This is a genomic window from Acinetobacter variabilis (assembly GCF_000369625.1).
Taxonomy (GTDB): domain Bacteria; phylum Pseudomonadota; class Gammaproteobacteria; order Pseudomonadales; family Moraxellaceae; genus Acinetobacter; species Acinetobacter variabilis.
In genome coordinates this window covers 202376-227186 of record NZ_KB850111.1, presented here as the reverse complement: position 1 = coordinate 227186, position 24811 = coordinate 202376, and the positions used below count along the sequence as shown (strand labels likewise).

General features: G+C 44.0%; 25 protein-coding genes and 1 pseudogene. 12 read left to right on the top strand and 14 right to left on the bottom strand.

The annotated features are described in order from the left end of the window. Positions 1-16 precede the first annotated feature (16 nt). Positions 17-925 carry a DMT family transporter gene (locus F897_RS01095; RefSeq protein WP_005232387.1) on the top strand — a complete coding sequence of 303 codons (909 nt, stop codon included), beginning with the start codon at positions 17-19 and terminating at the stop codon, positions 923-925. A 149-nt stretch (positions 926-1074) separates the two neighbouring features. Here F897_RS01095 and F897_RS01090 read toward each other — a convergent pair whose 3' ends face one another. Beyond that, entirely contained in the window at positions 1075-1314 is a 240-nt protein-coding gene (locus F897_RS01090) for a GNAT family protein (protein ID WP_005232386.1), read from the bottom strand. A 131-nt stretch (positions 1315-1445) separates the two neighbouring features. On the opposite strand from F897_RS01090, the gene F897_RS01085 reads away from it, so the two are divergent. Both F897_RS01085 and F897_RS01080 read left to right on the top strand, forming a co-directional pair. Continuing rightward, entirely contained in the window at positions 1446-2384 is a 939-nt protein-coding gene (locus F897_RS01085; protein ID WP_005232385.1) for a cation diffusion facilitator family transporter, read from the top strand. Positions 2385-2795: 411 nt separating this feature from the next. Then, entirely contained in the window at positions 2796-3851 is a 1056-nt protein-coding gene (locus F897_RS01080) for an MBL fold metallo-hydrolase (RefSeq protein ID WP_005232384.1), read from the top strand. On the opposite strand, the gene F897_RS01075 is transcribed toward F897_RS01080, so the two are convergent. Then, positions 3841-4230, bottom strand: coding sequence for a DoxX-like family protein (locus tag F897_RS01075; protein ID WP_034580433.1), 390 nt, complete (start codon positions 4228-4230; stop codon positions 3841-3843). The two genes, F897_RS01080 and F897_RS01075, sit on opposite strands and share 11 nt — an antisense overlap. 10 nt (positions 4231-4240) lie before the next feature. Then, positions 4241-4684, bottom strand: a complete 444-nt coding sequence (locus F897_RS01070; RefSeq protein ID WP_005232381.1) for a thiol-disulfide oxidoreductase DCC family protein — start codon at positions 4682-4684, stop codon at positions 4241-4243. Between the two features lie 298 nt (positions 4685-4982). On the opposite strand from F897_RS01070, the pseudogene katG reads away from it, so the two are divergent. After that, positions 4983-7163 (top strand): annotated as a pseudogene (katG, locus tag F897_RS01065) (catalase/peroxidase HPI). Positions 7164-7262: 99 nt separating this feature from the next. Here katG and F897_RS01060 read toward each other — a convergent pair. Beyond that, the gene (locus tag F897_RS01060) at positions 7263-8783 is read right to left on the bottom strand and encodes a catalase (RefSeq protein ID WP_005232374.1); all 1521 of its coding nucleotides are present in this window, start codon (positions 8781-8783) and stop codon (positions 7263-7265) included. Positions 8784-9402: 619 nt separating this feature from the next. Here F897_RS01060 and F897_RS01055 point away from each other — a divergent pair. Continuing rightward, complete coding sequence (locus F897_RS01055; RefSeq protein ID WP_005232372.1) at positions 9403-9582, top strand: DUF7230 family protein; 180 nt, start codon at positions 9403-9405, stop codon at positions 9580-9582. Between the two features lie 56 nt (positions 9583-9638). Here the strand turns inward: F897_RS01055 and F897_RS01050 are convergent, their stop codons facing one another. The 3 genes from F897_RS01050 to F897_RS01040 form a co-directional block, all read right to left on the bottom strand. Continuing rightward, a complete protein-coding gene (locus F897_RS01050; protein ID WP_005232370.1) occupies positions 9639-10076 on the bottom strand; it encodes a hypothetical protein in 438 nt (145 codons plus the stop codon). A gap of 42 nt (positions 10077-10118) precedes the next feature. Further along, positions 10119-12416 (bottom strand): phosphoenolpyruvate--protein phosphotransferase, encoded by a 2298-nt coding sequence (gene ptsP / locus F897_RS01045; RefSeq protein WP_005232368.1) that lies wholly within the window; start codon positions 12414-12416, stop codon positions 10119-10121. Between the two features lie 91 nt (positions 12417-12507). Further along, positions 12508-12990: an RNA pyrophosphohydrolase gene (locus tag F897_RS01040; protein ID WP_004781838.1), complete on the bottom strand. Its 483-nt coding sequence runs from the start codon at positions 12988-12990 to the stop codon at positions 12508-12510. A 182-nt stretch (positions 12991-13172) separates the two neighbouring features. On the opposite strand from F897_RS01040, the gene F897_RS01035 reads away from it, so the two are divergent. Both F897_RS01035 and F897_RS01030 read left to right on the top strand, forming a co-directional pair. Next, positions 13173-13823: an HAD family hydrolase gene (locus F897_RS01035; RefSeq protein WP_005232364.1), complete on the top strand. Its 651-nt coding sequence runs from the start codon at positions 13173-13175 to the stop codon at positions 13821-13823. A 156-nt stretch (positions 13824-13979) separates the two neighbouring features. Beyond that, positions 13980-14231 carry a DUF2789 domain-containing protein gene (locus F897_RS01030; protein ID WP_005232362.1) on the top strand — a complete coding sequence of 84 codons (252 nt, stop codon included), beginning with the start codon at positions 13980-13982 and terminating at the stop codon, positions 14229-14231. A gap of 43 nt (positions 14232-14274) precedes the next feature. On the opposite strand, the gene ovoA is transcribed toward F897_RS01030, so the two are convergent. The 3 genes from ovoA to F897_RS01015 form a co-directional block, all read right to left on the bottom strand. Beyond that, positions 14275-16461 carry a 5-histidylcysteine sulfoxide synthase gene (gene ovoA / locus F897_RS01025; RefSeq protein WP_005232360.1) on the bottom strand — a complete coding sequence of 729 codons (2187 nt, stop codon included), beginning with the start codon at positions 16459-16461 and terminating at the stop codon, positions 14275-14277. 154 nt (positions 16462-16615) lie between these two features. After that, a complete protein-coding gene (locus tag F897_RS01020) occupies positions 16616-17485 on the bottom strand; it encodes a LysR family transcriptional regulator (RefSeq protein ID WP_005232358.1) in 870 nt (289 codons plus the stop codon). A 185-nt stretch (positions 17486-17670) separates the two neighbouring features. Beyond that, positions 17671-17907 carry a DUF2061 domain-containing protein gene (locus F897_RS01015; protein ID WP_005232356.1) on the bottom strand — a complete coding sequence of 79 codons (237 nt, stop codon included), beginning with the start codon at positions 17905-17907 and terminating at the stop codon, positions 17671-17673. A gap of 262 nt (positions 17908-18169) precedes the next feature. Between F897_RS01015 and leuC the strand changes: the two genes are divergently transcribed. From leuC to leuB, 4 genes are all read left to right on the top strand, one after another. Next, positions 18170-19603: a 3-isopropylmalate dehydratase large subunit gene (leuC, locus tag F897_RS01010; RefSeq protein ID WP_005232354.1), complete on the top strand. Its 1434-nt coding sequence runs from the start codon at positions 18170-18172 to the stop codon at positions 19601-19603. A gap of 21 nt (positions 19604-19624) precedes the next feature. Continuing rightward, positions 19625-20275, top strand: coding sequence for a 3-isopropylmalate dehydratase small subunit (gene leuD, locus F897_RS01005; RefSeq protein ID WP_005232352.1), 651 nt, complete (start codon positions 19625-19627; stop codon positions 20273-20275). An 87-nt stretch (positions 20276-20362) separates the two neighbouring features. After that, positions 20363-20926 (top strand): hypothetical protein, encoded by a 564-nt coding sequence (locus F897_RS01000; RefSeq protein WP_005232350.1) that lies wholly within the window; start codon positions 20363-20365, stop codon positions 20924-20926. Between the two features lie 41 nt (positions 20927-20967). Further along, positions 20968-22047 carry a 3-isopropylmalate dehydrogenase gene (leuB, locus tag F897_RS00995; RefSeq protein ID WP_005232348.1) on the top strand — a complete coding sequence of 360 codons (1080 nt, stop codon included), beginning with the start codon at positions 20968-20970 and terminating at the stop codon, positions 22045-22047. 64 nt (positions 22048-22111) lie between these two features. Here the strand turns inward: leuB and F897_RS00990 are convergent, their stop codons facing one another. The 4 genes from F897_RS00990 to infA all read right to left on the bottom strand — a co-directional run bounded on the left by F897_RS00990 (position 22112) and on the right by infA (position 23471). After that, entirely contained in the window at positions 22112-22525 is a 414-nt protein-coding gene (locus F897_RS00990) for a hypothetical protein (protein WP_005232345.1), read from the bottom strand. Positions 22526-22714: 189 nt separating this feature from the next. After that, the gene (locus F897_RS17640; protein WP_164071333.1) at positions 22715-22876 is read right to left on the bottom strand and encodes a hypothetical protein; all 162 of its coding nucleotides are present in this window, start codon (positions 22874-22876) and stop codon (positions 22715-22717) included. Positions 22877-22908: 32 nt separating this feature from the next. Continuing rightward, the gene (locus F897_RS16765; protein ID WP_005232343.1) at positions 22909-23109 is read right to left on the bottom strand and encodes a hypothetical protein; all 201 of its coding nucleotides are present in this window, start codon (positions 23107-23109) and stop codon (positions 22909-22911) included. A 140-nt stretch (positions 23110-23249) separates the two neighbouring features. Next, positions 23250-23471, bottom strand: a complete 222-nt coding sequence (gene infA / locus F897_RS00980; RefSeq protein WP_001284370.1) for a translation initiation factor IF-1 — start codon at positions 23469-23471, stop codon at positions 23250-23252. Positions 23472-23703: 232 nt separating this feature from the next. On the opposite strand from infA, the gene F897_RS00975 reads away from it, so the two are divergent. After that, a complete protein-coding gene (locus F897_RS00975; protein WP_004781856.1) occupies positions 23704-24711 on the top strand; it encodes an AraC family transcriptional regulator in 1008 nt (335 codons plus the stop codon). Positions 24712-24811 lie beyond the last annotated feature (100 nt).

The window sequence follows — 24811 nt, the reverse complement described above, 5'->3', positions numbered from 1 at the left end:
TTTAATTGAGTCCTTTATGAATTCAAATTCATCTCCCATGCTGGTGACGGCAAGTATTTATGCCTTGCTGGTGCTGATCTGGGCAGCGACGCCATTGGCGATCGTCTGGAGCGTTGCAGAAGTTCATCCGATGTGGGTGCTGATCATTCGTTATTTCGGTGCTTCTGTGCTGGCTTTGGTGATCTTGGCTGCCATGCGTAATCCATTGCCATTCGATCGAACCTCAATGATGAGTTATGTAGCAGGCAGTCTAAACCTGATCGGTGCACAGTTATTTATCTATCTGGCGGCGAATTATTTGACCTCTGGATTAATGGCTTTAATTTTCGGTTTCTCACCACTGGTTGCTGGCCTGATTGGGCATGTCATCCTGAAAACTAACCACCTAATCTGGTTGCAATGGCTCGGTATGGCTGTTGCCGTCGGTGGTTTAAGTTTTGTCTTTGCGGAGTCAGCAGATAGTAAAGTGAATCCGTGGGGCGTGGTCCTGATGCTGATTAGTATGGTGTCTTATATCAGCTCGATTTTCTGGGTAAAACAGATCAATGCGCCATTAAAACCGATGTCCCAAGCCACCGGTTCTTTGATTGTCTCTTCATTGGGATCATTACTAATCATTCCTTTTATCTGGCAATCTTTCCCAACACAAATGCCAAGTATGCAGGCGCTATTCGGCTTTAGTTTTACCATGATCCTGTCTTCGATTGTGGCGATGCTGTGTTACTTCTGGCTGATTCGTCGTTTGGCAGCCTCGACAGTGTCACTCAGCAACGTGATGACACCTGTGATTGCCCTGGTGCTAGGGGCAACCTTGAACAACGAACATATTAGTTCAAATGCGTTTGTCGGAATCGTGATTGTGATGTTTGGGATCGTGATGTATTTTTGGAAAGAGTGGCGAGAGCAGTATTTTTCTAAATCCTAAGCCGTATTACTCAAATTAAAAAATATTTAGAAAGGAAGCTAGGGCTTCCTTTCTGGTTTTTGATGCAGAACCGGGTAGGGATGTCTTTTCTATCCCTTTGAGAACGGCAGATAAGCTCAAATCCAGGCTTTAAGTCAAGGATAGTCGCATCAGACACAATAAACAGTATTGCTAGCTTTGTTCAGTATACCCATCAAACCCAGAATCTGCTGCTGATGTTCCACATGGAACAGTTGCACCTGATCAAAATAACCATGCTGGATAATCTGCTGGCGAATCTTCAGGATTTGCTCGTCATTCAGAAAATGATGCGAAGCCCGGACAGATTGCTCCCACAGTTCTAGGAGCTGAGGATGCCGATCGGCAGAAGTAAGGACAATCACAGCCATGAAGTTTCCGATTAAAAATGAGAACAACAAAACAATAAACAATTTATGTCAGCAGTTTATTAAGATGCAAAGAGATAAAATGAAAAATCAAATAGATCCATCTGTTTGAGGAAAAACTAGGACAACTTTGAATGTCATCTGAATCTAATAAAATTGTGGTCTATGCAGCGTTATTTGGCAACCTCGCTATTGCACTGGTTAAATTCGTCGCAGCCTATATTACCAATAGTTCTGCGATGCTCAGTGAAGCGATTCACTCGGTGGTCGATACCCTGAATGAAATTCTGCTTCTTTACGGCATGAAAAAGGCAGAGCAGCGCCCAGATGCCCACCATCCTTTTGGCTATGGCCGTGAACTGTATTTCTGGGCCTTTATTGTGGCCTTGATGGTCTTTGCACTGGGTGCGATTGTATCCATCTATCAAGGCATCCTGCACATCATTCATCCTGAAGAAATGCAGGATCCGATGATCAACTATATTGTCCTGGGTATTGCGACTCTGTGTGAAGGATTCTCCTGGACAGTGGCTTTAAGAACCTTCCGTAAAATGAAAGGCAAGATGGGCTATTTCGAAGCCTTTAGACGTAGTAAAGATCCGACCACCTTTACCGTATTATTTGAAGATACTGCTGCGCTAGTAGGTCTTTTTATTGCCCTGATCGGGATTTTCCTGGCTCATCAACTGAATATTCCTGAACTGGATGGTGCTGCCTCTATTCTGATTGGTGTCGTGTTGGCGGTATCGGCCTGGTTACTGGCACGTGAAACCAAAGGCTTATTGCTGGGTGAAACAGCAGATCCTAGACTACGTGAAAATGTACTTAACATTGCCCAGCAGGATGCTGCGGTCTATAGCGCCAATGGTGTATTAACCGAGCAAATGGGTGCACATCAGGTAATTGCCTCCTTAAGTCTGGAATTCAAAGACGATCTGACTTCTGATGAAATTGAAGCTTGCGTTAACCGGATTGAAGCGCAGATCAAACAGCTACACCCAGAAATTATTACTCTATTTGTGAAACCTCAAACCAAAGCGGTATGGCTGGAACGGACCCAAGGTCGTATTTAAGGAAATGAAGTTTTCAGCAGATAACTTTCGTCGGATAGTCAGAAGGGCATCAAGCGTGATTACGTGAATACGGGATAAAAATTTAGGTCATGAAATCATGTACAGTCAGGTATGGAGTGAGAATTATCGGATGAATATTGATCATTCTCCTGTCTTTTTAGAAAGCAGAATGGGCACAAACTTGATCACCAGTATTTATTTTTTTAGAAGATTTTCATCGGTTTTGGTCTTTCCATTGGCTCGATGTTTTGCTAAAAATAACAAAAACATAAATGAATCTTAGGCACGTATTTCATACTATGCTGGAATACCGAAGTATATAAGTTTGTATGCGATTTAAAGAGATGCTCCGTTTGAAAATTCCAAGTGGATGCTGTCTTGCATATAACAAATAATAAATAGTGGATATTTATGCAAGATCTTTTCAAGACTAAAAAATTTCAGCTTGAGACTGAGTCCAGTTGGAAACATCTCTGGTCCAAGCCGGTATTTGATTATCTACATTCCGATCATTTTGATGGTGAGCGGTTTAAGAATCTGGAGCATCATTCGCTCGAGCAAAGTCGCTTTGACTTGTATAAATGGTTATTCACCAGAAAATCCAGCACCTGGGAAGTGAATCTGGAACAGGAACGTGCCGAGTTTTTTTCACGTCCGCGTGCCTTGCCACAAAACCGGCCGGAAGCCACTTTAGATGACTGGCAAATCTGGTTTATTGGGCATGCCACCGCTCTGATCCAGATCGGGCCGTATAATTTTCTGACTGATCCGGTCTGGTGTGAATATGCCAGTCCTTTTGCATCCCGAGGGCCACAGCGCGTTATTCCTGCTGGCATTGCCCTGGATGAGCTGCCGCATATTGATGCCGTATTGCTCAGCCATAACCATTATGATCATATGGATCTGGCGACCTTGGCCTGGCTGCATCAAACCTATCAAATGCCGATCTATACTGGCCTTGGCAATGGCTGGTACCTGCCTAAAGACTATAATGTCATTGAAATGGACTGGTGGGAAAATGCATTTTTTGAAGATATCCAGATTGTCTATTCGCCAGCACAGCACGCTTCAGGACGTGGAATGCGCGATCAGAACTGTGCGTTATGGGGCGGTTTTTCCTTATTGAATGGCAAGGATCATTGCTATTTTGCTGGGGATAGCGGTTATGCGCCGCATTTCAAGGAAATTCGAAAACGCCTTGGGCCACCACGAATTGCGCTGTTGCCGATCGGTGCCTATGAACCACGTGAATTGATGCGCAATATTCACATGAATCCGGAAGATGCTTTTCATGCCCATCAGGACTTAATGGCACGTTGTTCAATGGCGATCCATTATCGGACCTTCCAGCTCACCGATGAAGCACGTGACCAGCCTGAAAATGAACTGCAGCATATTATCCAGCATTCATCCAAGCTGATTAACCCGTTTTACTGTATTCGTGAAGGTAAACGGATTATTGTCTAAGGGCTTCTCTTTGTTCTTGTTGAATTATTTGAATGACGATAACAAAAAGCATCAGCATCGCGATATTCATTACTACAGGATTAAAGGCGGCTATAAGCTGTAAAGGGTCGGTGAGTACGATCAGCAGTAATAATCCGCCCAGTCCAGCAATATTCAAACCATGTAATAGAAGGGATCTGTTCCATTTTAAAAAGCACAAACCAAACAGTATTTCACACAACCCAGATAAGCCTACCAAGCTTTTAGCGAGCAGTAGGCTAACCCCCATATTTTGCCAGATTTGCAGTTCAGCAGTAGATTGGAACAGAATTTTTGGAACCAAGCCCTGATACAGCCAGAGTGCAGCTAAGGCAAACTGGATTGTACGCAGCGGTTGCATTAATACAGAATCAGAATTCATGGACAGCCTCTTCCAGAAAGTGGCGTTTATTTTCGAGAGAAGGAATCAGACAAGAATCAGTTTTGCCAAATAGCTTATAGCGGTTTAAAGCCACCAGACGATATAGAAAATCGCGAATAAAACGTGGAATGAAATAGCCAGCATTCATCAAAGAAAATGGAAAACCGAGATGCTGCATCACCTTCAGTAAAGCAGTAGATTCGGTATAAAGTTTGCCATCCTTAATGACTACCATGGTGGTGTAATGTTCTGTCGACATCTGGTAGTGCTTAAGCAGGGCAGTGCCCAGCTCCGATTGTGCAGAGACCAGTTTAAACTGGATTTTTTTATCGTATTTAATCAGAAACTTTGCCCAGCCATTACAAATCACACAAACCGCATCAAATAAAATGATGTCATGGCTTTGAATGATATCTTCAATATTTTTGCTCATCGTTATACTTCTTTTTTGCGATATGGCTTTGATAGTGTAGTTCTACACACATTAATATAAAACTTCTTAACAAGGATGTTCGTCACTTTAAATTCTTTGGCTCATTTGAAAATAAAAATGGGAGTGATCAACTTTTCTTAATTGGATGGCTACTACAATATTATGGCTTGGCATCAGGATTGTAGTGTTTGGTGAGTCTATCTTTAAGCTCTGTAAAAAAGCCAGTAAGGTGAAATAGCTCATAATGGAAATAGCTTGGAAAAACAAGCAGGTTAACTATAAAGCTGGAGAAGCCTTCATGAATAAGCCTACACAACCTGGCACAAGTAAATGTCCCTTCTATCAGCGCATACTGCCGCTGGTAGCTCGAATATAGACTGGTGGCCCAATGCACTGAATTTGGATATTTTGTATCAGCATGACCGCAAAACGAATCCCATGGACCCTGATTTTGACTACGCTAAAGCCTTTAGCGAACTAGATCTGGAAGCAGTTAAACAGGGAACTGATAACCTCCAGTCAGGACTGGTGGCCCGCGGACTGGGGCAGCTATATTGGCATGATGGTGCGTACCGCCTGGTATCTGGCCGGAACCTACCGTAAGCAGGATGGACGTGGGGGTGCGAATACCGGTAATCAACGTTTTGCGCCATTGAATAGCTGGCCAGATAACGTCAATACCGACAAAGGCCGCCGTCTGTTATGGCCAGTGAAAAAGAAATATGGCAATAAAATTTCTTGGGGAGATTTGATTATTCTGGCTGGTACGGTCGCATATGAGGTGGCTGGGTTAAAAACCTTTGGTTATGCCGGTGGGCGTGAAGATATCTGGCATCCAGAAAAAGATATTTATTGGGGTGCAGAGCATAAATGGCTGGATGCGACCCGCGAACGTTATGACAATAAAGAAGACCGGAATACGCTGGAAAATCCTCTTGCTGCAGTACAAATGGGACTGGTTTATGTCAATCCGGAAGGGGTGGACGGCAAACCGGATCCGTTAAAAACCGCACAGGATATGCGTACCACCTTCGACCGTATGGCCATGAATGATGAAGAAACCGTCGCTCTGACGGCAGGTGGACATACCGTCGGGAAAGCACATGGAAATGGTAAGGCTGATGTACTTGGACCGGAGCCAGAAGCTGCACCACTCGAATTACAGGGTTTGGGCTGGAATAACCTGGAAGAAACCGGTAATGCCGCCTATACCATGGTAAGTGGTCTGGAAGGTGCTTGGACGACTAACCCGAACCGCTGGGACAATGAATTCTTTTATCTGCTGCTGAACTATGACTGGGAGCTAAAAAAGAGCCCGGCCAGCGCATGGCAATGGGAGCCGATTAATATTAAAGAAGAAGATCGCCCATTGGATGCGCATATGACCAATGTGCGCCGTAATCCGATCATGACCGATGCCGATATGGCGCTGAAAATCGACCCGGGGTATCGGGAAATTTCCGAAAAATTCTATCGTGATCCGGAGTATTTTTCCGAAACTTTTGCCCGTGCCTAGTACAAATTGACCCATCGTGATTTAGGGCCGAAATCTCGTTATCTGGGGCCGGATGTACCGGAAGAAGACCTGATCTGGCAAGATCCAATTCCATCAGTAGATTACACCTTAAATGAGAGCGAAATTGCGGACCTGAAAGAAAAACTGCTGGATAGCGGCTTGAGTCGCTTTGAGCTGATCAATACCGCTTGGGACAGTGCACGGACTTATCGTGGTGGGGCCAATGGTGCCCGTATTCGTTTACAGCCACAACGTGAATGGGTGGGCAATGAACCGGAGCGCTTGAATAAAGTGCTGAACAAACTTGAAGAAATTCAGGCAGGTCTGGAGAAAAAAGTCAGTATCGCTGACCTGATTGTACTGGGCGGATCGGCCGCAGTAGAAAAAGCAGCACAGGAAGCTAGGGTAGATATTCAGGTGCCATTTATTCCAGGCCGGGGAGATGCGACTCAGGAACAAACCGATGTCTATTCATTTAAAGATCTGGAACCGTTGCATGATGGCTACCGTAACTGGTTAAAACAGAACTACTCCGCTCAGCCAGAAGAAATGCTGGTCGATCGTACTCAATTGATGGGACTTACAGCACCAGAAATGACAGTATTAATTGGTGGAATGCGGGTCCTAGGTGCTAATCATGGTGGAAGCAAGCATGTCGTACTGACTGATCGGGTCGGTGTATTGAGCAATGATTTCTTTGTGAACCTGATGGATATGAATAATGTCTGGGTGCCGGTAGAAGAAAACCTTCACGAAATCCGTGACCGTCAAACGCATGACCTGAAATGGACTGCAACCCGTGTCGATCTGGTCTTCGGTTCTAACTCAATTTTACGTGCCTATTCTGAAGTCTATGCTCAGGATGACAATAAGGAAAAATTTGTAAGTGACTTTGTCAAAGCCTGGACCAAAGTCATGAACGCTGACCGTTATGATGTTAAACATCAACGTGAAGCCGCTTAAATTGAACTGCAATTCATATTCCTGATGCTTTAATTTAACACCAATAAAAAAACCACCCTCGGGTGGTTTTTTTTATTCGCTCAGTTCAAGCTGAAAAACTTAGAGAAAGCTTGGTAGGCCTTTGGCTGGATCAGTTGCTCGAGCCATCTGGGCATCAGCTACGCTCATCCCAAGAGCTTGGGCAACACCTTCACCATAGGCTGGATCACAAGCATAACAGTTACGGATATGACGGTACTTGATGAAATCAAGCGCATCACCCATTGCGGCTGCGGTATTGTTAAATAGAGCCTGTTTCTGCTCATCATTCATCAGGTTGAACAGGGCACGTGGCTGGCTGAAGTAGTCATTATCATCTTTGCGATAATCCCAGAAATCTGCATCACCCGTGATTTTGAGTGGTGGCTCTCTGAATTCTGGCTGTTCCTGCCACTGGCTGAAACTGTTCGGCTCATAATGCGGCAATGAACCATAGTTGCCGTCCATACGGCCCAAACCATCACGATGATTTGAATGTACCGGACAACGTGCAGCATTGACCGGAATCTGGGCATGATTCACGCCCACGCGGTAACGTGCAGCATCAGCATAGTTGACTAAGCGTGCCTGTAGCATACGATCCGGTGAGTAACTAATGCCTGGTACCAGATTGCTTGGCGCAAAAGCTGCTTGTTCTACGTCCTGGAAATAGTTTTCCGGATTACGGTTGAGTTCGAATTCACCTACTTCAATCAGCGGATAATCACCTTTCGGCCAGACTTTGGTCAGGTCAAACGGATGATAAGGCACTTTCTCGGCATCGGTTTCAGGCATGATCTGAACGTACATTTTCCATTTCGGATAATCACCACGTTCAATCGCATCAAACAGGTCAGTCTGGCTGCTTTCACGGTCTTTAGCAATTAGCTCTGCTGCCTCAGCATCAGTCAGATTTTTGATGCCTTGCTGGGTACGCATATGGAATTTTACCCAGAAGCGTTCATTTTGGGCATTGATAAAACTGTAGGTATGACTGCCGAAACCGTGCATATGACGGTAACCAGCCGGAATCCCACGATCCGACATTACAATGGTGACCTGATGTAGAGCTTCCGGCAATAAAGTCCAGAAATCCCAGTTATTGGTGGCGCTACGCTTATTGGTTTTCGGATCGCGTTTTACTGCTTTGTTTAAGTCAGGGAATTTGCGTGGATCACGCAGGAAGAATACCGGCGTATTGTTACCGACTAGGTCCCAGTTACCTTCTTCAGTATAGAACTTCAGGGCAAAACCACGAATGTCACGTTCTGCATCAGCTGCACCGCGTTCACCAGCGACGGTCGAAAAACGGGCAAATATTTCGGTTTTTTTGCCAACTTCCGAGAAAATTTTTGCACGGGTGTACTCAGTAATGTCACTGGTCACAGTAAAAGTACCAAATGCACCTGAACCTTTTGCGTGCATACGGCGCTCAGGAATCACTTCACGAACAAAGTTAGCCAGTTTTTCATTCAGCCATAAATCCTGAGCAAGTAAAGGTCCACGCGCACCTGCCGTCATACTGTTCTGGTTGTCGACCACAGGCGCACCAGCTTCAGTGGTCAGGTGGGTGACAGGGCATTTTTTAAAATCTTGGCTCATCTTTCCTCTCCAAGTTTTGAATATCTTGTGTCGTTTATCTAGTATTCATAAAATATTGAAATATATGCTAATCAGATCAGGTTTCACTATATTTACAATATCTTTAAATAAAGGGTGTGACAGCACAAAATAGAATTCAGGATATAATTGAGTGAGCTCACTCAAAAAATATTTTTAAAGTTAATAAAGTTTAAAATATTGAAAATTAAATGGTTACTCTTAAAAAGTAATGGGTTTTCCACTCTCTGACAATATCAAATTCTATATATTTTGAATAACTCGAATAATGAATGGGATTAAACGAAAATAACAATATCTAAGTCCATAATATGTTTTTATCAAAGGATAAAAATAATAAGTGAAAAGTGGTATTTAAAATGAATTTTATAACTGTTTTATTTTAAATGGTTTTTTAATTGAGTTTTGTTTGGCTGAAGAAACCCATAACAATAATGAATGGAATAAGGGTATTTTCTGGTTATAGCTCGCATTGTTGCATACAGAAAATCCTAGCTAAATGGGCTTTATTTTTAAAAAAGCATTGGCAAATATGCTTGAAAATTAGTCAGTCAGCCCTATAATTATCTCACTCCTTCCTCCAAGTCACATAGAGAGCAAAATGGCCAAGAAAAAAACAGCCAAGCAGGTGGTGATCCACAATTTTGTGGCAAAACACATGCATGAAGTCAACAAAAGCCAGGTTTTTGTAGACCGGAAGAAAAATGCAAAACGTGGTTATACCAAGCACAAACAAGGGCGATATCAACAAGATGATCGCCCTTTTTTATGGGCGGCTTAGGGCGGCCAGGAAGACGTAGATCTGTTTTGGGCAGAAGCTGATTTTAAGGGATTCTGTCAGGTATAGTTAAAAGATGAATTTCTTTTCGAAGAATGCGGTGAAGTCCTCCGGGTGGTTGAAGAAGCTTCTTCGGGAAACATATTTTGAAAAAAACGAGGCAGGGTCGCAGAACTCGAAGATCTATTTCGATCAGCATCAGCCATAGGCCGAGTCTGCTGAAAACTGGCAAATTTTCCTAGCTGTTGCCGATACAGTTTTGCCGCAATGACCGATGGATCATTCTTGCCTAAACGCCGTTGCTGGCTACGAGAAATTTCAATTCCCCATAAGGGACAGGCTTTAGGACGTTCAGTTTCACGGATATACTGGTGACTGGTACTTGTATTATTACGACCACCAGAAGATGTATATCTGGATTTTTGCGAACGTAAGGCCGGTGCAATAATAAAATAAAATGCTGCAGCCAGCATAAGCAGGATAAGTACAAATTCCATAAGTACCTCGACTGATGCAGAGGAACCTGGAAAAGTTCCTCCTTAAGCGCTGACCATACGGGTGGTGGATTTCACCATATCTCCTAAACCATGTGTTCTAAAATAATGCTCCATCCAGCTTTTTACCATGAGTGGATTGTCCAGTTTTAGTACATGTTTGAGTAATTCCTGTGCATCCGGCATCGGTACATGACAGATCGTTTTTCGGACTCTCAAAATATTGCTAGAACTCATGGACAAGGTATTAAATCCCATGGCCATTAATAGTACGGCCGATAGAGGATCACCAGCCATTTCACCACAGATACTGATCGGTTTGTTATTACGGTGACAATCCTCTACCAGACGGGTCAGAGCACGCAGAATCGCTGGATGCAAATGTGAATAGACATTGGCCACACGTGGGTTATTACGGTCGACAGCAAGTAAATATTGGGTCAAATCGTTAGAACCGACCGAGAAGAAATCAACCAGTTCAGAAAACTCATCAATCTGATGCAGTACGCTCGGCACTTCCACCATAATCCCGATTTGCGGCTTGGTAATTTTGACCTGTTCTTCTTCCTGAACGGCATGATGATCACGTTCTAACAGATACAGTGCTTCTTCAACTTCACTGACACTGGTCACCATCGGCAACAGGATATGCAGATTGTTCAGACCGATACTGGCTTTCAGCATGGCGCGAATTTGTGAAGAGAAGATTTCAGGATGATCCAGCGTAAAACGAATTCCGCGCCAGCCCAATGCTGAATTTTCTTCCTTAATCGAGAAATATGGCAGGTCTTTATCTGCACCAATATCCAGCGTTCGCATGACTACCGGTTTATTGGCAAAGTGACTCAGTTGCTGCCGGTAAATGGCACGTTGTTCCTCTTCTCCCGGGAAGCGGTCACGTAGCATGAACGGGATTTCCGAACGGTATAGGCCAACACCTTTGGCACCACGCTGTACACCACGAACCACATCAATCATCAGGCCGGTATTTACAAACAGACGTACAGCGGTACCATCTGGCGTAATTGCATCTTTGGTCTCGTATTGACGTAGATCTTTGGCAATCTGTTCTTCTTCTTTCTGAATTTCTTTATAGCGGGTACGCAGACGACGTGGTGGATTGATAAAGATACGGCCCTGATGCGCATCGACAATCATCTCGACGTCATCCAGAGTATTGATGGGCAGTTCAGTCACACCCACGACAGTCGGAATACCGAGTGCGCGTGCCACAATCACCATGTGCGAATTCATGGCACCTTCAGTGGTGACAATCGCGGCAATCTTATCAACAGGCAGTTCCACCAGTGCAGCCGTTGAAATTTCTTCACCAATCAGGATGCTTTCATCGGTCAGTTCGCGATGGCTTTCATCGGCTTCCTGCAACTTGGCCAGAATACGACGTCCCAGATCTTTTAGATCAGCGACACGTTCACGCAGGTAATCATCCTCCATCTGGACAAACTGCGCCACATGGTTATCAATCACGATGCGAACCGCACCTTGTGCCCAGTGACCATCACGAATCAATGCTTTAATTTCTGATGGCAGGGCATTTTCATCCAGCATACGCAGGAATACACTGAACAAAGCACGTTCTTCGGCCATCAGCGCATCCTGCATTTTGTCATCCAGGAACTGAATTTCTTCACGCACCGAATTTAAAGCATTATCTAGCAAAGCCAGTTCTTCGCTAATATTATCTGCTTCACGATCCGGAACAGCGCCTAGATCTGCAGGGGGATAAAGCACAATGGCGCGACCAAGTGCGATCCCGCCAGAACCGGATACGCCCTGGAAGGTTTTATATGCCGGTAAATTATTTGGTTTTCGGAATACATCAATATTGCCGACTGCATGTGCATGAGCGATTACGCCCGAAAGCTGAGCACATAGCGTAACCAGGAAAGATTCGGCTGCTTCACTAAAATCCTGGGATTCTTGATTTTGGACAACCAGTACGCCCATGACTTTACGGCGGTACATGACCGGAACGCCCAGAAAGGAATTATAAATTTCTTCGCCCGTTTCCGGTAAATACAGAAAACGATCATGCTTAGGGGCATTGTCGAGGTTAACGATTTCCTCACGCTGACCGACCAGACCAACCAGGCCTTCACCGGTATGTAGAGAAACATGACCGACAGCTTCGGGCTTCAGGCCTTTAGATGCCATTAATAGATAACGCTGGTTGCGTTCATCGAGCAGATAAATGGAGCAAACATCCACATGCATGGCCTCAGCGACCTGATTGACCATAATATCGAGTGATTCATGCAAACTGGTAGACGCATTAATCTCTTGGACAATGCGTCTCAGGGTATCCAGTTGCATATTCGACATGGGTGCTGCTCCGTATTTTTTTAGAAGTCCGGTAATTTAGTTTATTTATAACAATAGCCGAGCAAAAAATCTGCACATGCACGCGATTTTTTTAAGGTTTTTGTTGTGGTAATTGCTGACAGAGTTCAATCATGGCCTTGCGATAAACATCGCGTTTAAAATTCACCACTTGGCCTAATGGATACCAGTAACTGACCCATTGCCATTGATCAAATTCGGGCGGATCGGACAGATCAAGCTGAATGTTCTGTACGGGTGCCGTCAGTTTGAGTAAAAACCACTTCTGTTTTTGACCGATACATACCGGATCTGAATCCGTGCGAATGTATCGATACGGCAAACGATAACGCAACCATCCTTTGGTCTGCGCGATAATCTGGACGTGTTCAGGCAGTAAGCCAACTTCTTCTCTCAGCTCACGATAAAGTGCCTGCTCAGGGGTTTCTCCATATTGGATACCTCCTTGTGGAAATTGCCATGCATTATGACCAATGCGTTTTGCCCATAAAACCTGTCCAGCATCGTTTGCCAAAATGATCCCGACATTCGGTCGGAAACCTTCTGAGTCGATCATTTGGCTACCTAAAATTGTTTAATTTATGCCTTTGCTTTCGGGGAATATTATTTCTTTATCCAACTCGAAAAAAAGCAAAGTTTAAAAATGTTAAAATTGCTATGATCTTAACGAATTTCTATCGACTAGCGGAGATAGATTTACAATTTTTTTCTTAAATTTCAGTTTTTACGAGTATTTTCATGAAATTGGCGCTATTTGATCTCGATCACACCCTGTTAAACACCGATTCGGATCATTCCTGGGGGGAATTCCTGGTCAATGAAGGCCTGGTGGATCCCGTTCATCACCGCGCCATGAATGACAAGTTCTATGAGGACTATAAAAAGGGTCAACTGGATCCTTATGCCTATAATGAATTTGTATTCCAGTTTTTGACTCAACATGACCATGATTATCTGACCGAATTACATCAACTGTTCATGCAAAAAGTCATTCGCCCACAGATGCGTCCGGAAGGTTTTAAAGCGATTCAGCGCCATAAAGATGCAGGGCATGAAATTGTCGGCATTACTGCAACTTCGGACTTTATTACTGCACCGATTTTCCGTGAGTTTGGGATTACTGAAATTATTGCCACCAATGCTGAAGTCATTGACGGTAAATATACCGGTAAGGTGACCAATATCGCCTGCTATCAGCAAGGTAAACTGACCCGTCTGGAACAATGGCTGGCTGGTCGTGAGGTGACCGAGTCTTGGGCCTATTCAGATTCAATCAATGACCGTTTTCTGCTGGAACATGCAGATCATGCCATTGCTGTGAATCCGGATGATCGTCTGGAAGCACTGGCTAAAGAACAGGGCTGGGAAATTCAGAACTGGTCGATTTAAGTAATTCTTTCGATTTAATCAGGCACAACTTTGGTTGTGCTTTTTTATAAGCAGAAGAGGCTACTTTTTGACATGCCTGTTGCTGCATAAACATGCTATGCTCAGAGCAAATAAAGCAAGTCGACAATAACGATAGCAAGCGCCGAGGTAATGAAAATGACCCAAGTTAGACCGCGTATGACTCATCTATTTGCACAGTTAGGTCTGGATTCAAGTGCAGAAGGGATTGCCCAATTTATTCATGAGCATCAATTACCCAAAGATGTAAACCTGATGGAGGCGCCGTACTGGTCAGATGCGCAGCGCCAGTTCCTGGCTGAAAAAATTGCTTCAGATGGAGAATGGGCCATTGTGGTAGATCAGCTCAATGAATCTCTGCACGAGGATGCCACTAGCGGAATTGAGTAGTGAACAAAAAGCCAATCAGTTGATTGGCTTTTTCATTTGGGTATTACTGTGTTCGTTTCCATAAAGTTACTTGGGACAGGGTATGTTGATATTTACGCGCTGTTTCCCGAATCACAAAAGGCACATCCACAGGTTCGTCTAGCATTTCAAAATGTGAACTAAGTAAAGCCTTGATGCCCTCTAAGGTACTCAGGTTTTCTCCTGCCTGCTTAAATCCGCCGATCCATTCACTGCGTGCTGTATGTTCTTCCAGCCAGGTATAAGGCGAGGCCAGCATCAAAATGCCGCCCATATTCAGGCGCTTATGAATCTCACTCAGAAAAGCTTTAGGATGATGCAGACGATCAATCAGGTTAGCTGCCAGAATAAAATCATAATCTGTAAACTGAGGTTTCAGGTTGCAGGCATCGGCCTGATAAAACTCGACCTTATTGGCAGCCTGCTCAAGTCCAAGTTCTGCCAGTGAGCAGGATTTATATTCCACCAGTTCGCCCTCAACAGGAATGCTATAGCGCAGGGTCTCTCCTTGGGCCAGTACTACGCCTTGCTGAATAAAACGGGCAGAAAAATCTAGACCGGTGACCTGATCAAAATCTTGAGCCAGTTCAAAGCTGGCACGTCCAGTCGCACACCCGATATCCAGTGCTTTATGGCATGGAATGTTCTGAAAATAAGGACGGGCTAGTTTGATGAGGCTTTGTGCAAAGTTTGGAACACCGAAATATTCCGCCCCATACTGGAATTCAAGATATTGGGAAATCAGCTGATCGCTTTCATATTGCGAGTGAAACTGCAGTGATGTCTCTTCCGCGGCAACATAGCGAAAACCGGCATGCTGGAAAAAATGTCGCCGGAATGCATAGCGTGAACTGTGCAGGGCTTCATTACCGGCCGAAATCCAGGAACCGCCTTTAATCAGATGATGTTGGCCATCGAAGGTAGGGGTACTAAAATCATCATAGAAGGGATGGACTTGAAAGCCTTCGAAAGGATAAATCGGGGTCTCGGTCCATTGCCAGACATTGCCCTGAACATCATAAAAATCGCCATGCTGAAAATGATCCACCGGACAAGAGCTAGGGCCATATTTTAATTCAATATTGGCTTGCTCAGGACTTGGTAATTTGGGATCCAGTCCTGAAACTGCATACAGTCGATACCATTCATCTTCAGTTGGCAGGCGAATGGACTCTCCGGTCTGTACTGATTTCCAGTTACAGAAAGCCTTGGCTTCATGATAATTCACTTCGACTGGCCAGTCCCAAGGCATCGGAACTTCTTCCAGCATCAGTCTTAAGGACCAACCCAGTTCAGTTTTGATCCAGAAGGTAGGATGTGTGGCTTGAGAAAATGCCAACCATTGCTGGCCTTCTTCAGTCCAGTAGTTAGCTGTCTGATAACCCTCTGCTTCCACAAAGGCTAAAAACTCCTGATTGGATACCAGATATTTAGAGGCTTCGAATTCTTCAATTTCGGCATGATGGTGGCCGTATTCATTGTCCCAGCCATAAAAAGCATGTTCGAAATTTTTATGTAAATTGACCTGACCTGCCGGTACCTTTACCAGACTATTTTCAGGTGCAATACCGGTAATGACATTGGCACGCCACTGCGGATGATTTTGTACATAACGTAACTGATGCTGGCGGATTAAAACCGAAGACGTTTCCAGATGAATCCGTTCATGCTCAATGCCCATGATGATGGTCCACCAGGGATTGTGCCAGTTTAGTGGAAGTTGTAGCGGCGCATGTTCTATCACTTTCAAGACCAGGGCACGTACCTGATGCCGGTAATCACGTACCGCTTGAATGCTAGGCCAGTGATAGTTCTGTTCATCCAGATCATCCCAGCTCATTTCATCTACACCAATCGCAAATATGCTTTCCATATGCGGATTTAAACGTTCCGGAATCAGTTGAGCCAGCAACAGCTTATTGATAAAAAAAGTGGCAGTATGACCAAAATAAAAGATCAGTGGATGACGTAAGGCAATCGGTTTGACATAAAAGGCTTCTTCATTCTTCAGACAGTCAAACAGTTGCTCATAGGTGTCAAAGGTATTTAGAAAATAATTACGTAATACGGCACGCGTCGTCGGTTCATCTTCAAAATCAAGGTTGGGAGTAGGCTGTAGCGTTGGTTTAAGCGGTTTCCATAAACCCATTTCTTCGAGCAGGTCATGAGAAGAAGATAATAAAGTTTTGGAATCAGAAGATTTGATCTGCATTCTGTGCTTCCTTGAGTACGTTTTAATTTTTCATCTTCAGGAAAATGAATTTGATGCTTTTAAAAGTACTTGAAAGGAAGTGACAGATGCGATGTATTTAGGTAACAAAATGCTGCACCGATATTGATGCAGCAGAGAAATGTGAAAATTAGTTTTAAATTGACGGGCCTTGCATCAGTTGAACCAATGCTTCAGCTGCCTTGGATTGAGTACGACCCGGATGCCAGACCATACCGAGCTGACGGTTCATTTCCAGATTCAGATCCAGTTCTTGCAGGTCATGATTGACCAGGGTTTTGGGTAAGACTGACCAGCCTAAACCAATCGAAACCAGCATCCGGATGGATTCAAGCGGGTTATTGCTCATGGTCGTTTTCGGCTTGATACCCTGTTTTTCAAACTCGGCCATAGTAATCTGCGTGGTATAGGTCTGCGCAGAAGGTAGAAGGCTCGGGTAATTCACAAGATCTTCAAGAGACAGGTTTTTTTGCTGAGCCAGCGGATGGAACGGCGCTACCACAAAAACCAGAGGATCATTCCAGATGGTGACATATTTCAGACGTTCATCACCATGCGGTGGCAAGGTCAGGAAAGCCAGTTCCAGATCACCCGCCATCACCTGTTCATGTGCCTGTTCTGAATCTACAAAATGTACATCTAGCGTCACATTTGGATATTGCTGTACATATTCACGCAGATGGCTCGGTAAGTGATGCAGGCCAATATGATGACTGGTGCCAATTTTCAGTTTACCTTGTACCTGACCCTGTTCATGACTCAGGGTATAGTGAATATCACCCAGCTCGTTCAGCCAGTTTTTTACCTTAGGCAGCAGGGAATGTGCCGCATGAGTAGCCTGTACACCACGGCCCGCAGATTCAAATAATTTCACCCCGAAATATTCTTCCAGACTGTGAATACGTTTGGTCACAGCCGGTTGGGTAATAAAAAGCTGATCTGCAGCCAGAGAAATCGAACCTGTTTCCATGACTTTTACAAAGGCTTCAAAAGCTGCGAGATTCATCTTGATCACCTATAAAGTTTTTTTATGCTTAAGTTTATTATTGTAATAATTTAAGAATAAATCAAAGTAAAAATATAGAACTCTTGGTTTAATGTTGAATTAATACACATTTTTAAATGTTTTATTTTATGTCATAAAAAAAGCCACCGAGGGTAGGTGGCTAAAAGAGGAAGATCGACAAAAAATTATGCGGTGATTTCCTCATCCTGTTGCTGGCGTTTTGCTTCCCAGATTTTCTCGTGGAAGAAGAAAGCAACCGCCTGTACAGTCGGTTCTAATAAACTCAAGGCAATCGCCATGGTTAAACTGCCTGTGACAAAATAGCCCACTAACATCGCAACGGTGATGTGCATGATGTAATAGCTAAATGTCTTTTTGAACATGCGCTGATTGTTTTCTACGAAACGTTGAATATGTGCCATGTGGATCTTCCTCAAAACAGATAATTTGTGCCGATGAGGAAATAATAATAATTCTCATTTAATTTGTAAAAACGAATATTTTTAATAAAACGATCGGAAAATTAGATTTATAAAAAGAGAGCTAAACTATGATTTAATTTAAGTTTTAAAAGATTCCAAAAAGTTTTTTAACTAATAAAAATGATAAATTAGATTTATGTGAATGCAGCGATATAATCAAAATTAGCGAAAGAATTTACCCAGTCCAGTGGAGCACATCGACATGGCAGGCGAGACCCAAACAGCAAAAACATTATACGATAAGTTATGGGATGATCATTTAGTAAAACAACGAGATGATGGTTCAGCTCTACTTTATATCGACCGTCATTTATTGCATGAAGTGACTTCACCACAAGCCTTTGAAGGCTTGCAACTTGCTGGCCGTAAGCCATGGCGTTTAAGTGCCAACATCGCAACACCTGACCATAACGTACCGACCTCTAAAAAAGAGCGTGAGCAGGGCGTGGCTGGGATTGAAGATGATACTTCACGTATCCAGGTACAAACCTTGGATGACAACTGTAAGACGTTCGATATTGTTGAATTTGATATTAACGATATTCGTCAAGGGATCGCGCACGTTGTTGGTCCTGAGCAGGGCTTAACCTTGCCAGGTATGACGGTTGTATGTGGTGACTCACATACCGCGACACATGGTGCATTCGGCTGCTTGGCACACGGGATCGGGACTTCAGAAGTTGAACATGTATTGGCAACCCAATGCCTGGTTCAAAAGAAAATGAAAAACATGTTGGTACGCGTTGACGGTAAATTAGGTCAGGGCGTAACACCGAAAGATGTGGTTTTAGCCATTATCGGTAAAATCGGAACTGCTGGCGGTACAGGTCACGCAATTGAATTTGGTGGCCAGGTATTCCGTGACATGTCGATCGAAGGCCGTATGACCGTATGTAACATGGCAATTGAAGCGGGTGCACGTGTCGGTATGGTCGCAGTCGATGAAAAAACCATTGAGTATGTCAAAGACCGTCCATATGCACCGAAAGGCGAGCAATGGGATCAGGCGGTTGCGTACTGGAATACCTTGCATTCTGATGAAGGCGCGCACTTCGATACAGTTGTGGTGTTGCAAGGTGAAGAGATTGAACCACAAGTCTCTTGGGGGACTTCTCCTGAGATGGTGATTCCGGTGTCTCAAGCGGTCCCAACTTTGGAACAGGCCAAAGATGATGTACAGCGCAATGACTGGAACCGTGCTTATCAATATATGGGCTTAACTGCAGGTCAGGCTTTAGCAGATATTCAGTTAGACCGTGTATTCATCGGTTCCTGCACCAATTCACGTATCGAAGATATTCGTGCTGCGGCTGAAGTGATCAAAGGTCGTAAAGTGGCTTCTAGCATTAAACAGGCCATGATCGTTCCGGGTTCGGGTTTGGTGAAACAGCAGGCAGAATCTGAAGGTTTGGACAAAGTCTTTATCGAAGCTGGTTTTGAATGGCGTGAACCAGGTTGTTCTATGTGCTTGGCAATGAATGCTGACAAATTGCAGCCAGGCGAGCATTGTGCCTCAACTTCAAACCGTAACTTTGAAGGTCGTCAGGGTAATGGCGGTCGTACCCATTTGGTGAGCCCAGCCATGGCTGCTGCTGCAGCGATTGCCGGTCACTTTGTTGATGTCCGTTCATTTTAATTGGTACGCAGGAGCAGAAATATGAAAGCTTATACCGTTGAACAAGGTATTGTTGCACCCTTAGACCGTGCCAATGTCGATACAGATTTAATTATTCCAAAACAGTTTTTGAAATCGATCAAACGTACCGGTTTCGGTGAAAACCTGTTTGATGAATTGCGTTATTTGGATGAAGGTTATCCAGGTCAGGACAACTCGGTTCGTCCGATTAACCCGGACTTCGTATTAAACCAGCCACGTTATCAAGGTGCATCGATCTTAATTTCACGTGCTAACTTCGGTTGCGGTTCAAGCCGTGAGCATGCGCCCTGGGCCTTGAATGAATACGGTTTCCGTACTGTGATTGCGCCAAGCTTTGCTGATATTTTCTTTAATAACTGTTTTAAAAATGGCATGTTGCCGGTGATCTTGCCGGAAGAAACGGTTGATCAGTTATTCAAGGAATGTGCAGCAGCTGAAGGTTATCAGTTAACGATTGATCTGGAAGCGCAGGAAGTTCGTACACCAAATGGCGAAAGCTTCAAGTTTGAAGTGGACCCATTCCGTAAGCATTGTTTGTTAAATGGTTTGGATGATATTGGCTTAACTTTGCAGGCGGCAGATGATATTCGTGCCTACGAAGAAAAAACCAAACAATCACGCCCATGGGTATTTGCTGAAATTCATTCATAAAACAGCAAAAATTGTCATGGCATGACTGCGAAGGCCTTGCTAATATCAGAAGATTATTAATTTTTTTGATAGGTTAATACAGACATCATGGCAACGTATTGGAAACAGTGGCTTGCTCTAAGTGCAGTATCAGTGCTGATGACCGCGTGTCAGAGCATTGATACCTTCAAACTTAAACATGCCAAAGAAGATGCAGAAAGCAAATCCAATGCTTTGATTTATTGTGCAGGCACACCGGATTGTCAGTTTGAACGTTTAGATCGGACCATGATTGTGGATGAGTCCACCAAGCGAATCAGCCCAGAAGCGCTAGATCAGCGTCTGGTTCGTTTGCAGGCCAAAAACCTGAAACAGGATAATCCGATTTATTTATCTGTGCCGGAAGGGCAGCATGAACTGGTGGTGCGTTTCTATCCGATTAGCAAGGATAAGGCTGAGACCTTGCATCTGTTCCAGCAGTTTAAGGCGAATAAACGCTATACCTTGAAAATGTTCCGTGACCGAAATGCACGTAGCACCAGTTTATTAAATGCCTCTGCACCTGATCCATTGTGTGTGGACCTGTTGCAAGAGCAGAAAGTGATTCGTCGTTTTTGCAAACCCTATAATGTCATCAATGGCATTGCAGAGTTTGTAGAAAAAAAAATTTAACCTAGTCAGGTGGATGCCTGACCTTATAAATGGAAAAGCTCATGTCTAAACAAATTTTGATTTTAGCTGGTGACGGTATTGGCCCTGAGATTGTAAAAGCCGCAGAACAGGTGCTTACACGAGTTAATGAAAAATTCAATCTGGGTTTAACATGGGAACAAGGTCTTTTAGGTGGTGCTGCGATTGATGCACACGGTTCACCTTATCCAGAGGTAACCTCTGAACAGGCGAAAAAAGCAGATGCAATTCTGCTCGGCGCTGTAGGCGGTCCAAAATGGGATACGATTGAGCGTTCAATCCGTCCAGAACGTGGCCTGTTAAAACTACGTAGTGAGTTGAATCTGTTTGCGAACTTACGTCCAGCGATTCTTTATCCACAATTGGCTGATGCCTCTAGCTTGAAACCGGAAATTGTCTCTGGTCTGGATATCTTGATCGTACGTGAATTGACCGGCGGTATTTACTTCGGTCAGCCACGCGGGATCCGTGAACTGGAAAATGGCGAAAAACAAGGTTTTAACACTGACGTTTATGCAGAATCTGAAATCAAGCGTATTGCCAAAGTTGCGTTCGAACTTGCTGGCCTGCGTGACGGTAAAGTATGTTCAGTCGATAAAGCCAACGTGCTTGAAGTGACTGAGCTTTGGAAACAAACCGTGACTGCACTGAAAGAAGAGCAATATCCAGACATTAACTTGTCTCATATGTATGTAGACAATGCTGCGATGCAATTAGTACGTGCGCCTAAGCAGTTTGATGTGATTGTGACTTCAAACCTGTTCGGTGACATCCTGTCTGATGAAGCTGCAATGCTGACTGGTTCAATCGGTATGTTGCCATCAGCTTCATTGGATGAAAATGGTAAAGGGATGTACGAACCTTGCCATGGTTCTGCACCAGATATCGCAGGTCAAAACCTGGCAAACCCATTGGCAACTATTCTGTCTGTAGCCATGATGCTGCGTTATACCTTCCGTGAAGAAGCGGCTGCAAAAGCTATTGAAGATGCGGTAGGTAATGTTTTAGACCAAGGTCTGCGTACGGCTGACATCATGTCTGAAGGCATGACTAAAGTGGGTACGGTGGAAATGGGTCAGGCAGTTGTGACTGCATTGAATTAAGTTACTCAGTATTTCTACGTAAAAAACGCAGCCTTGAGCTGCGTTTTTTTATGACTGATTTTGATTAACAGGTTCGACCCGTAAGGCTGACAGAAGTTGCAATATTGTCTTTAAGCAAAAAGGTAATCTTGCATTGCAAATTCACATCATACCCTGATGCAGGACTCACAGTGACTGGAACCGGAACTGTGCCTGTACCTGCTGCCGGAAATTGGGCAATCGGTAAGGGCACGGTCACAGGACGTTCTACGACATAGCTGAGCTGTTGGGAGCTGAGCTCAGGTTCACTGATTTGCTGATAACCCAAACGTTTCAAATCTAAATTGCGATCAATATACTGGCTGCTCTGGCCAATAAATTGCTGTAAATAAGCTTCACGGTCGGCCTGGCTGATCGTGGGTGTCTGTGCACACCCTGACAGACCGAGCAACAGGATGCTCAAGCCCAATACCAGAGGAGTCCCTTTGCTTAACAACATCACATCACTCCTACTCAAGGAACGCTTAAAAACAGTGTAGTAGCAAAGTGTGAGAGGAACTGTTGTAATTTATTATTAGGTAAGACAACAATAATCAGGCAGTTAGATGTTAGCTGTAGCCATCAAATCCAAGACAACTTAGAATGTTCTTATATTCACTTCAAAATGAATAAAAAGCAAAAATGAGTATTAACAGGCACGTCCGCTATATTGCACGGATTGGGCAGTCCCTTGTTCTAGCTGTAAATGAATCTGACAAGGCATTTCAACCTGATAACCCGGGCCGGGTGCAGTTGCGAGTCGTACAGGGGCACCTATACTGACACTTTGCTGAATGGCGGGTATTCCCAACGGAAGTTAAATGGTGCGAAGTACGGTATAACTCAGACGTTTTCCGTTTGTACAGGTGCTTTTGAGGTCTTAAAACCGAGTGCAGTTAAATCCAGATCCTTGCGAATTGACTCTGCAGATTGGCCGATATATTGCTGTAGTTGCTGATCTAGTTGTCGTGATTTTGTCGAATTGGTAGTGGCGCAGGCACTCAGGCTGATTCCTAGGATCAGAGAAAACAAGATTTTTTGCATGAATGATTCACTGTTTTTATTAGAGGAAAAATAGAAATGATTATCTTCGAATGCAGTATAGGGAATGTGCAGGGGAATTGATATAAAAGAAAAGGCAATAAAAAAGCCACTGGATGAGTGGCTTTTGCTTCCGCTAAAACTTAGCGCGCACGGTATGTGATACGACCCTTAGTCAAATCATAAGGAGTCATTTCGACCTTCACGCTATCGCCAGTCAAAATACGAATATAGTGTTTACGCATTTTACCAGAAATATGGGCAATTACTTCGTGACCGTTTTCTAAACGTACACGGAACATAGTATTAGGAAGCGTCTCGGTGACAACGCCTTCGAACTCGATGAGTTCCTCTTTATTGGCCATAGCCTACCTGAATGAATAAATTGGAAAGGCGCAAATTATAGTCAATTTTTTCGCAAAACACAAGGTGTAATGGGCGTTAGACTGATCATCTGTCAGTAAAATAAGCGAAGTATGAGTTTAAACTTTTTTAACTAAAAAGCGTATGGTATCTGTTGTCAGTTTGGTCAATCACAGTTAATCTAATTTCAATCTTTTTAAGTATAAATGAAGTACATACAAGGAAGGTTTTTGAGTGAGTCAGCTAACGGATGCATCAGTCGTATTGCGTTTAGGCTATCAGGCGATTCGTCGTGCAGGTTTGCCAACAGAAGAACTTCTGACGAAAGCAGGAGTCGCTTTAAATCAGGTGGAGACCAATGACCGTACTCCGCTTAGTGCTCAGTATGCCTTCTGGGTTGCCGCAGAAGAGGTCAGTAAGGACCCGGATATCGGATTGCATCTGGGTGAACATTTGCCACTCTATCGCGGACAGGTGATTGAGCATCTGTTTATTTCATCAGAGAATTTTGGTGAAGGCTTGAAACGTGCACTGGCTTATCAGCGTCTGATCAGTGATGCCTTTCATGCCAAGCTGGTGGTCGAAGATGATCGCTGCTATCTGACCAATGGTGAACAGCCTTTTGCTGAAAGTCTGGTCAATCGTCACTTTACCGAATGTGCGATGTCAGGTGTGTTGCGTTTCTTTAAATTTATTACTGAAGGCCGTTTTGAACCGATCTATATCGATTTTAATTTTTCCAAAGGCGCGGCAGATGAAGAATATTTCCGGGTTTATGAATGTCCGGTAAGTTTGGGGCAGAAAGAAACCCGTTTGTATTTTGATCCAAGTATTCTGGATTTTCCACTTTGGCAGGCAGAACCGGAACTGTTGCAGCTACATGAACAGCTGGCGATTGAAAAATTACAGGAACTGGCTCGTTACGATTTAGTCGGGGAAGTGCGTCGTGCAATCGGTTCTACTTTAGAAAGCGGTGAAACGACTTTGGAAACTGTAGCCGCTCAACTGAATATTACTCCACGTCGTTTACGTACCCAGCTCAGTGAGGCTAATACTAGTTTCCAGCAGATTCTGTCCGATTATCGCTGTCGTCTGGCTAAACGTTTATTAGCGAGTACCAATGAAAGTGTGGAGCGTATTGTTTATCTGACTGGATTCTCGGAACCGAGTACCTTCTACCGTGCCTTTAAACGCTGGACCAATGAAACACCAGTGGAATATCGGAAGCGGAAGCAGCGTTAATTACCATCCTAAGTCCCTCCTTTCTTGCGCTTCAGCTTAAAGCAGTGCTTAAGCTTTGCTCAGGAGGAGAGTTCCTCCCTTTTTAAAGGGAGGTTAGGAG

Bases quoted from the DNA above. Each gene is read 5' to 3' on its own strand.
- F897_RS01095 (WP_005232387.1), top strand. From the start codon at position 17: ATGAATTCAAATTCATCTCCCATGCTGGTGACGGCAAGTATTTATGCC.
- F897_RS01090 (WP_005232386.1), bottom strand. From the start codon at position 1,314: ATGGCTGTGATTGTCCTTACTTCTGCCGATCGGCATCCTCAGCTCCTA.
- F897_RS01085 (WP_005232385.1), top strand. From the start codon at position 1,446: ATGTCATCTGAATCTAATAAAATTGTGGTCTATGCAGCGTTATTTGGC.
- F897_RS01080 (WP_005232384.1), top strand. From the start codon at position 2,796: ATGCAAGATCTTTTCAAGACTAAAAAATTTCAGCTTGAGACTGAGTCC.
- F897_RS01075 (WP_034580433.1), bottom strand. From the start codon at position 4,230: ATGCAACCGCTGCGTACAATCCAGTTTGCCTTAGCTGCACTCTGGCTG.
- F897_RS01070 (WP_005232381.1), bottom strand. From the start codon at position 4,684: ATGAGCAAAAATATTGAAGATATCATTCAAAGCCATGACATCATTTTA.
- F897_RS01060 (WP_005232374.1), bottom strand. From the start codon at position 8,783: ATGAGCCAAGATTTTAAAAAATGCCCTGTCACCCACCTGACCACTGAA.
- F897_RS01055 (WP_005232372.1), top strand. From the start codon at position 9,403: ATGGCCAAGAAAAAAACAGCCAAGCAGGTGGTGATCCACAATTTTGTG.
- F897_RS01050 (WP_005232370.1), bottom strand. From the start codon at position 10,076: ATGGAATTTGTACTTATCCTGCTTATGCTGGCTGCAGCATTTTATTTT.
- ptsP (WP_005232368.1), bottom strand. From the start codon at position 12,416: ATGTCGAATATGCAACTGGATACCCTGAGACGCATTGTCCAAGAGATT.
- F897_RS01040 (WP_004781838.1), bottom strand. From the start codon at position 12,990: ATGATCGACTCAGAAGGTTTCCGACCGAATGTCGGGATCATTTTGGCA.
- F897_RS01035 (WP_005232364.1), top strand. From the start codon at position 13,173: ATGAAATTGGCGCTATTTGATCTCGATCACACCCTGTTAAACACCGAT.
- F897_RS01030 (WP_005232362.1), top strand. From the start codon at position 13,980: ATGACCCAAGTTAGACCGCGTATGACTCATCTATTTGCACAGTTAGGT.
- ovoA (WP_005232360.1), bottom strand. From the start codon at position 16,461: ATGCAGATCAAATCTTCTGATTCCAAAACTTTATTATCTTCTTCTCAT.
- F897_RS01020 (WP_005232358.1), bottom strand. From the start codon at position 17,485: ATGAATCTCGCAGCTTTTGAAGCCTTTGTAAAAGTCATGGAAACAGGT.
- F897_RS01015 (WP_005232356.1), bottom strand. From the start codon at position 17,907: ATGGCACATATTCAACGTTTCGTAGAAAACAATCAGCGCATGTTCAAA.
- leuC (WP_005232354.1), top strand. From the start codon at position 18,170: ATGGCAGGCGAGACCCAAACAGCAAAAACATTATACGATAAGTTATGG.
- leuD (WP_005232352.1), top strand. From the start codon at position 19,625: ATGAAAGCTTATACCGTTGAACAAGGTATTGTTGCACCCTTAGACCGT.
- F897_RS01000 (WP_005232350.1), top strand. From the start codon at position 20,363: ATGGCAACGTATTGGAAACAGTGGCTTGCTCTAAGTGCAGTATCAGTG.
- leuB (WP_005232348.1), top strand. From the start codon at position 20,968: ATGTCTAAACAAATTTTGATTTTAGCTGGTGACGGTATTGGCCCTGAG.
- F897_RS00990 (WP_005232345.1), bottom strand. From the start codon at position 22,525: ATGTTGTTAAGCAAAGGGACTCCTCTGGTATTGGGCTTGAGCATCCTG.
- F897_RS16765 (WP_005232343.1), bottom strand. From the start codon at position 23,109: ATGCAAAAAATCTTGTTTTCTCTGATCCTAGGAATCAGCCTGAGTGCC.
- infA (WP_001284370.1), bottom strand. From the start codon at position 23,471: ATGGCCAATAAAGAGGAACTCATCGAGTTCGAAGGCGTTGTCACCGAG.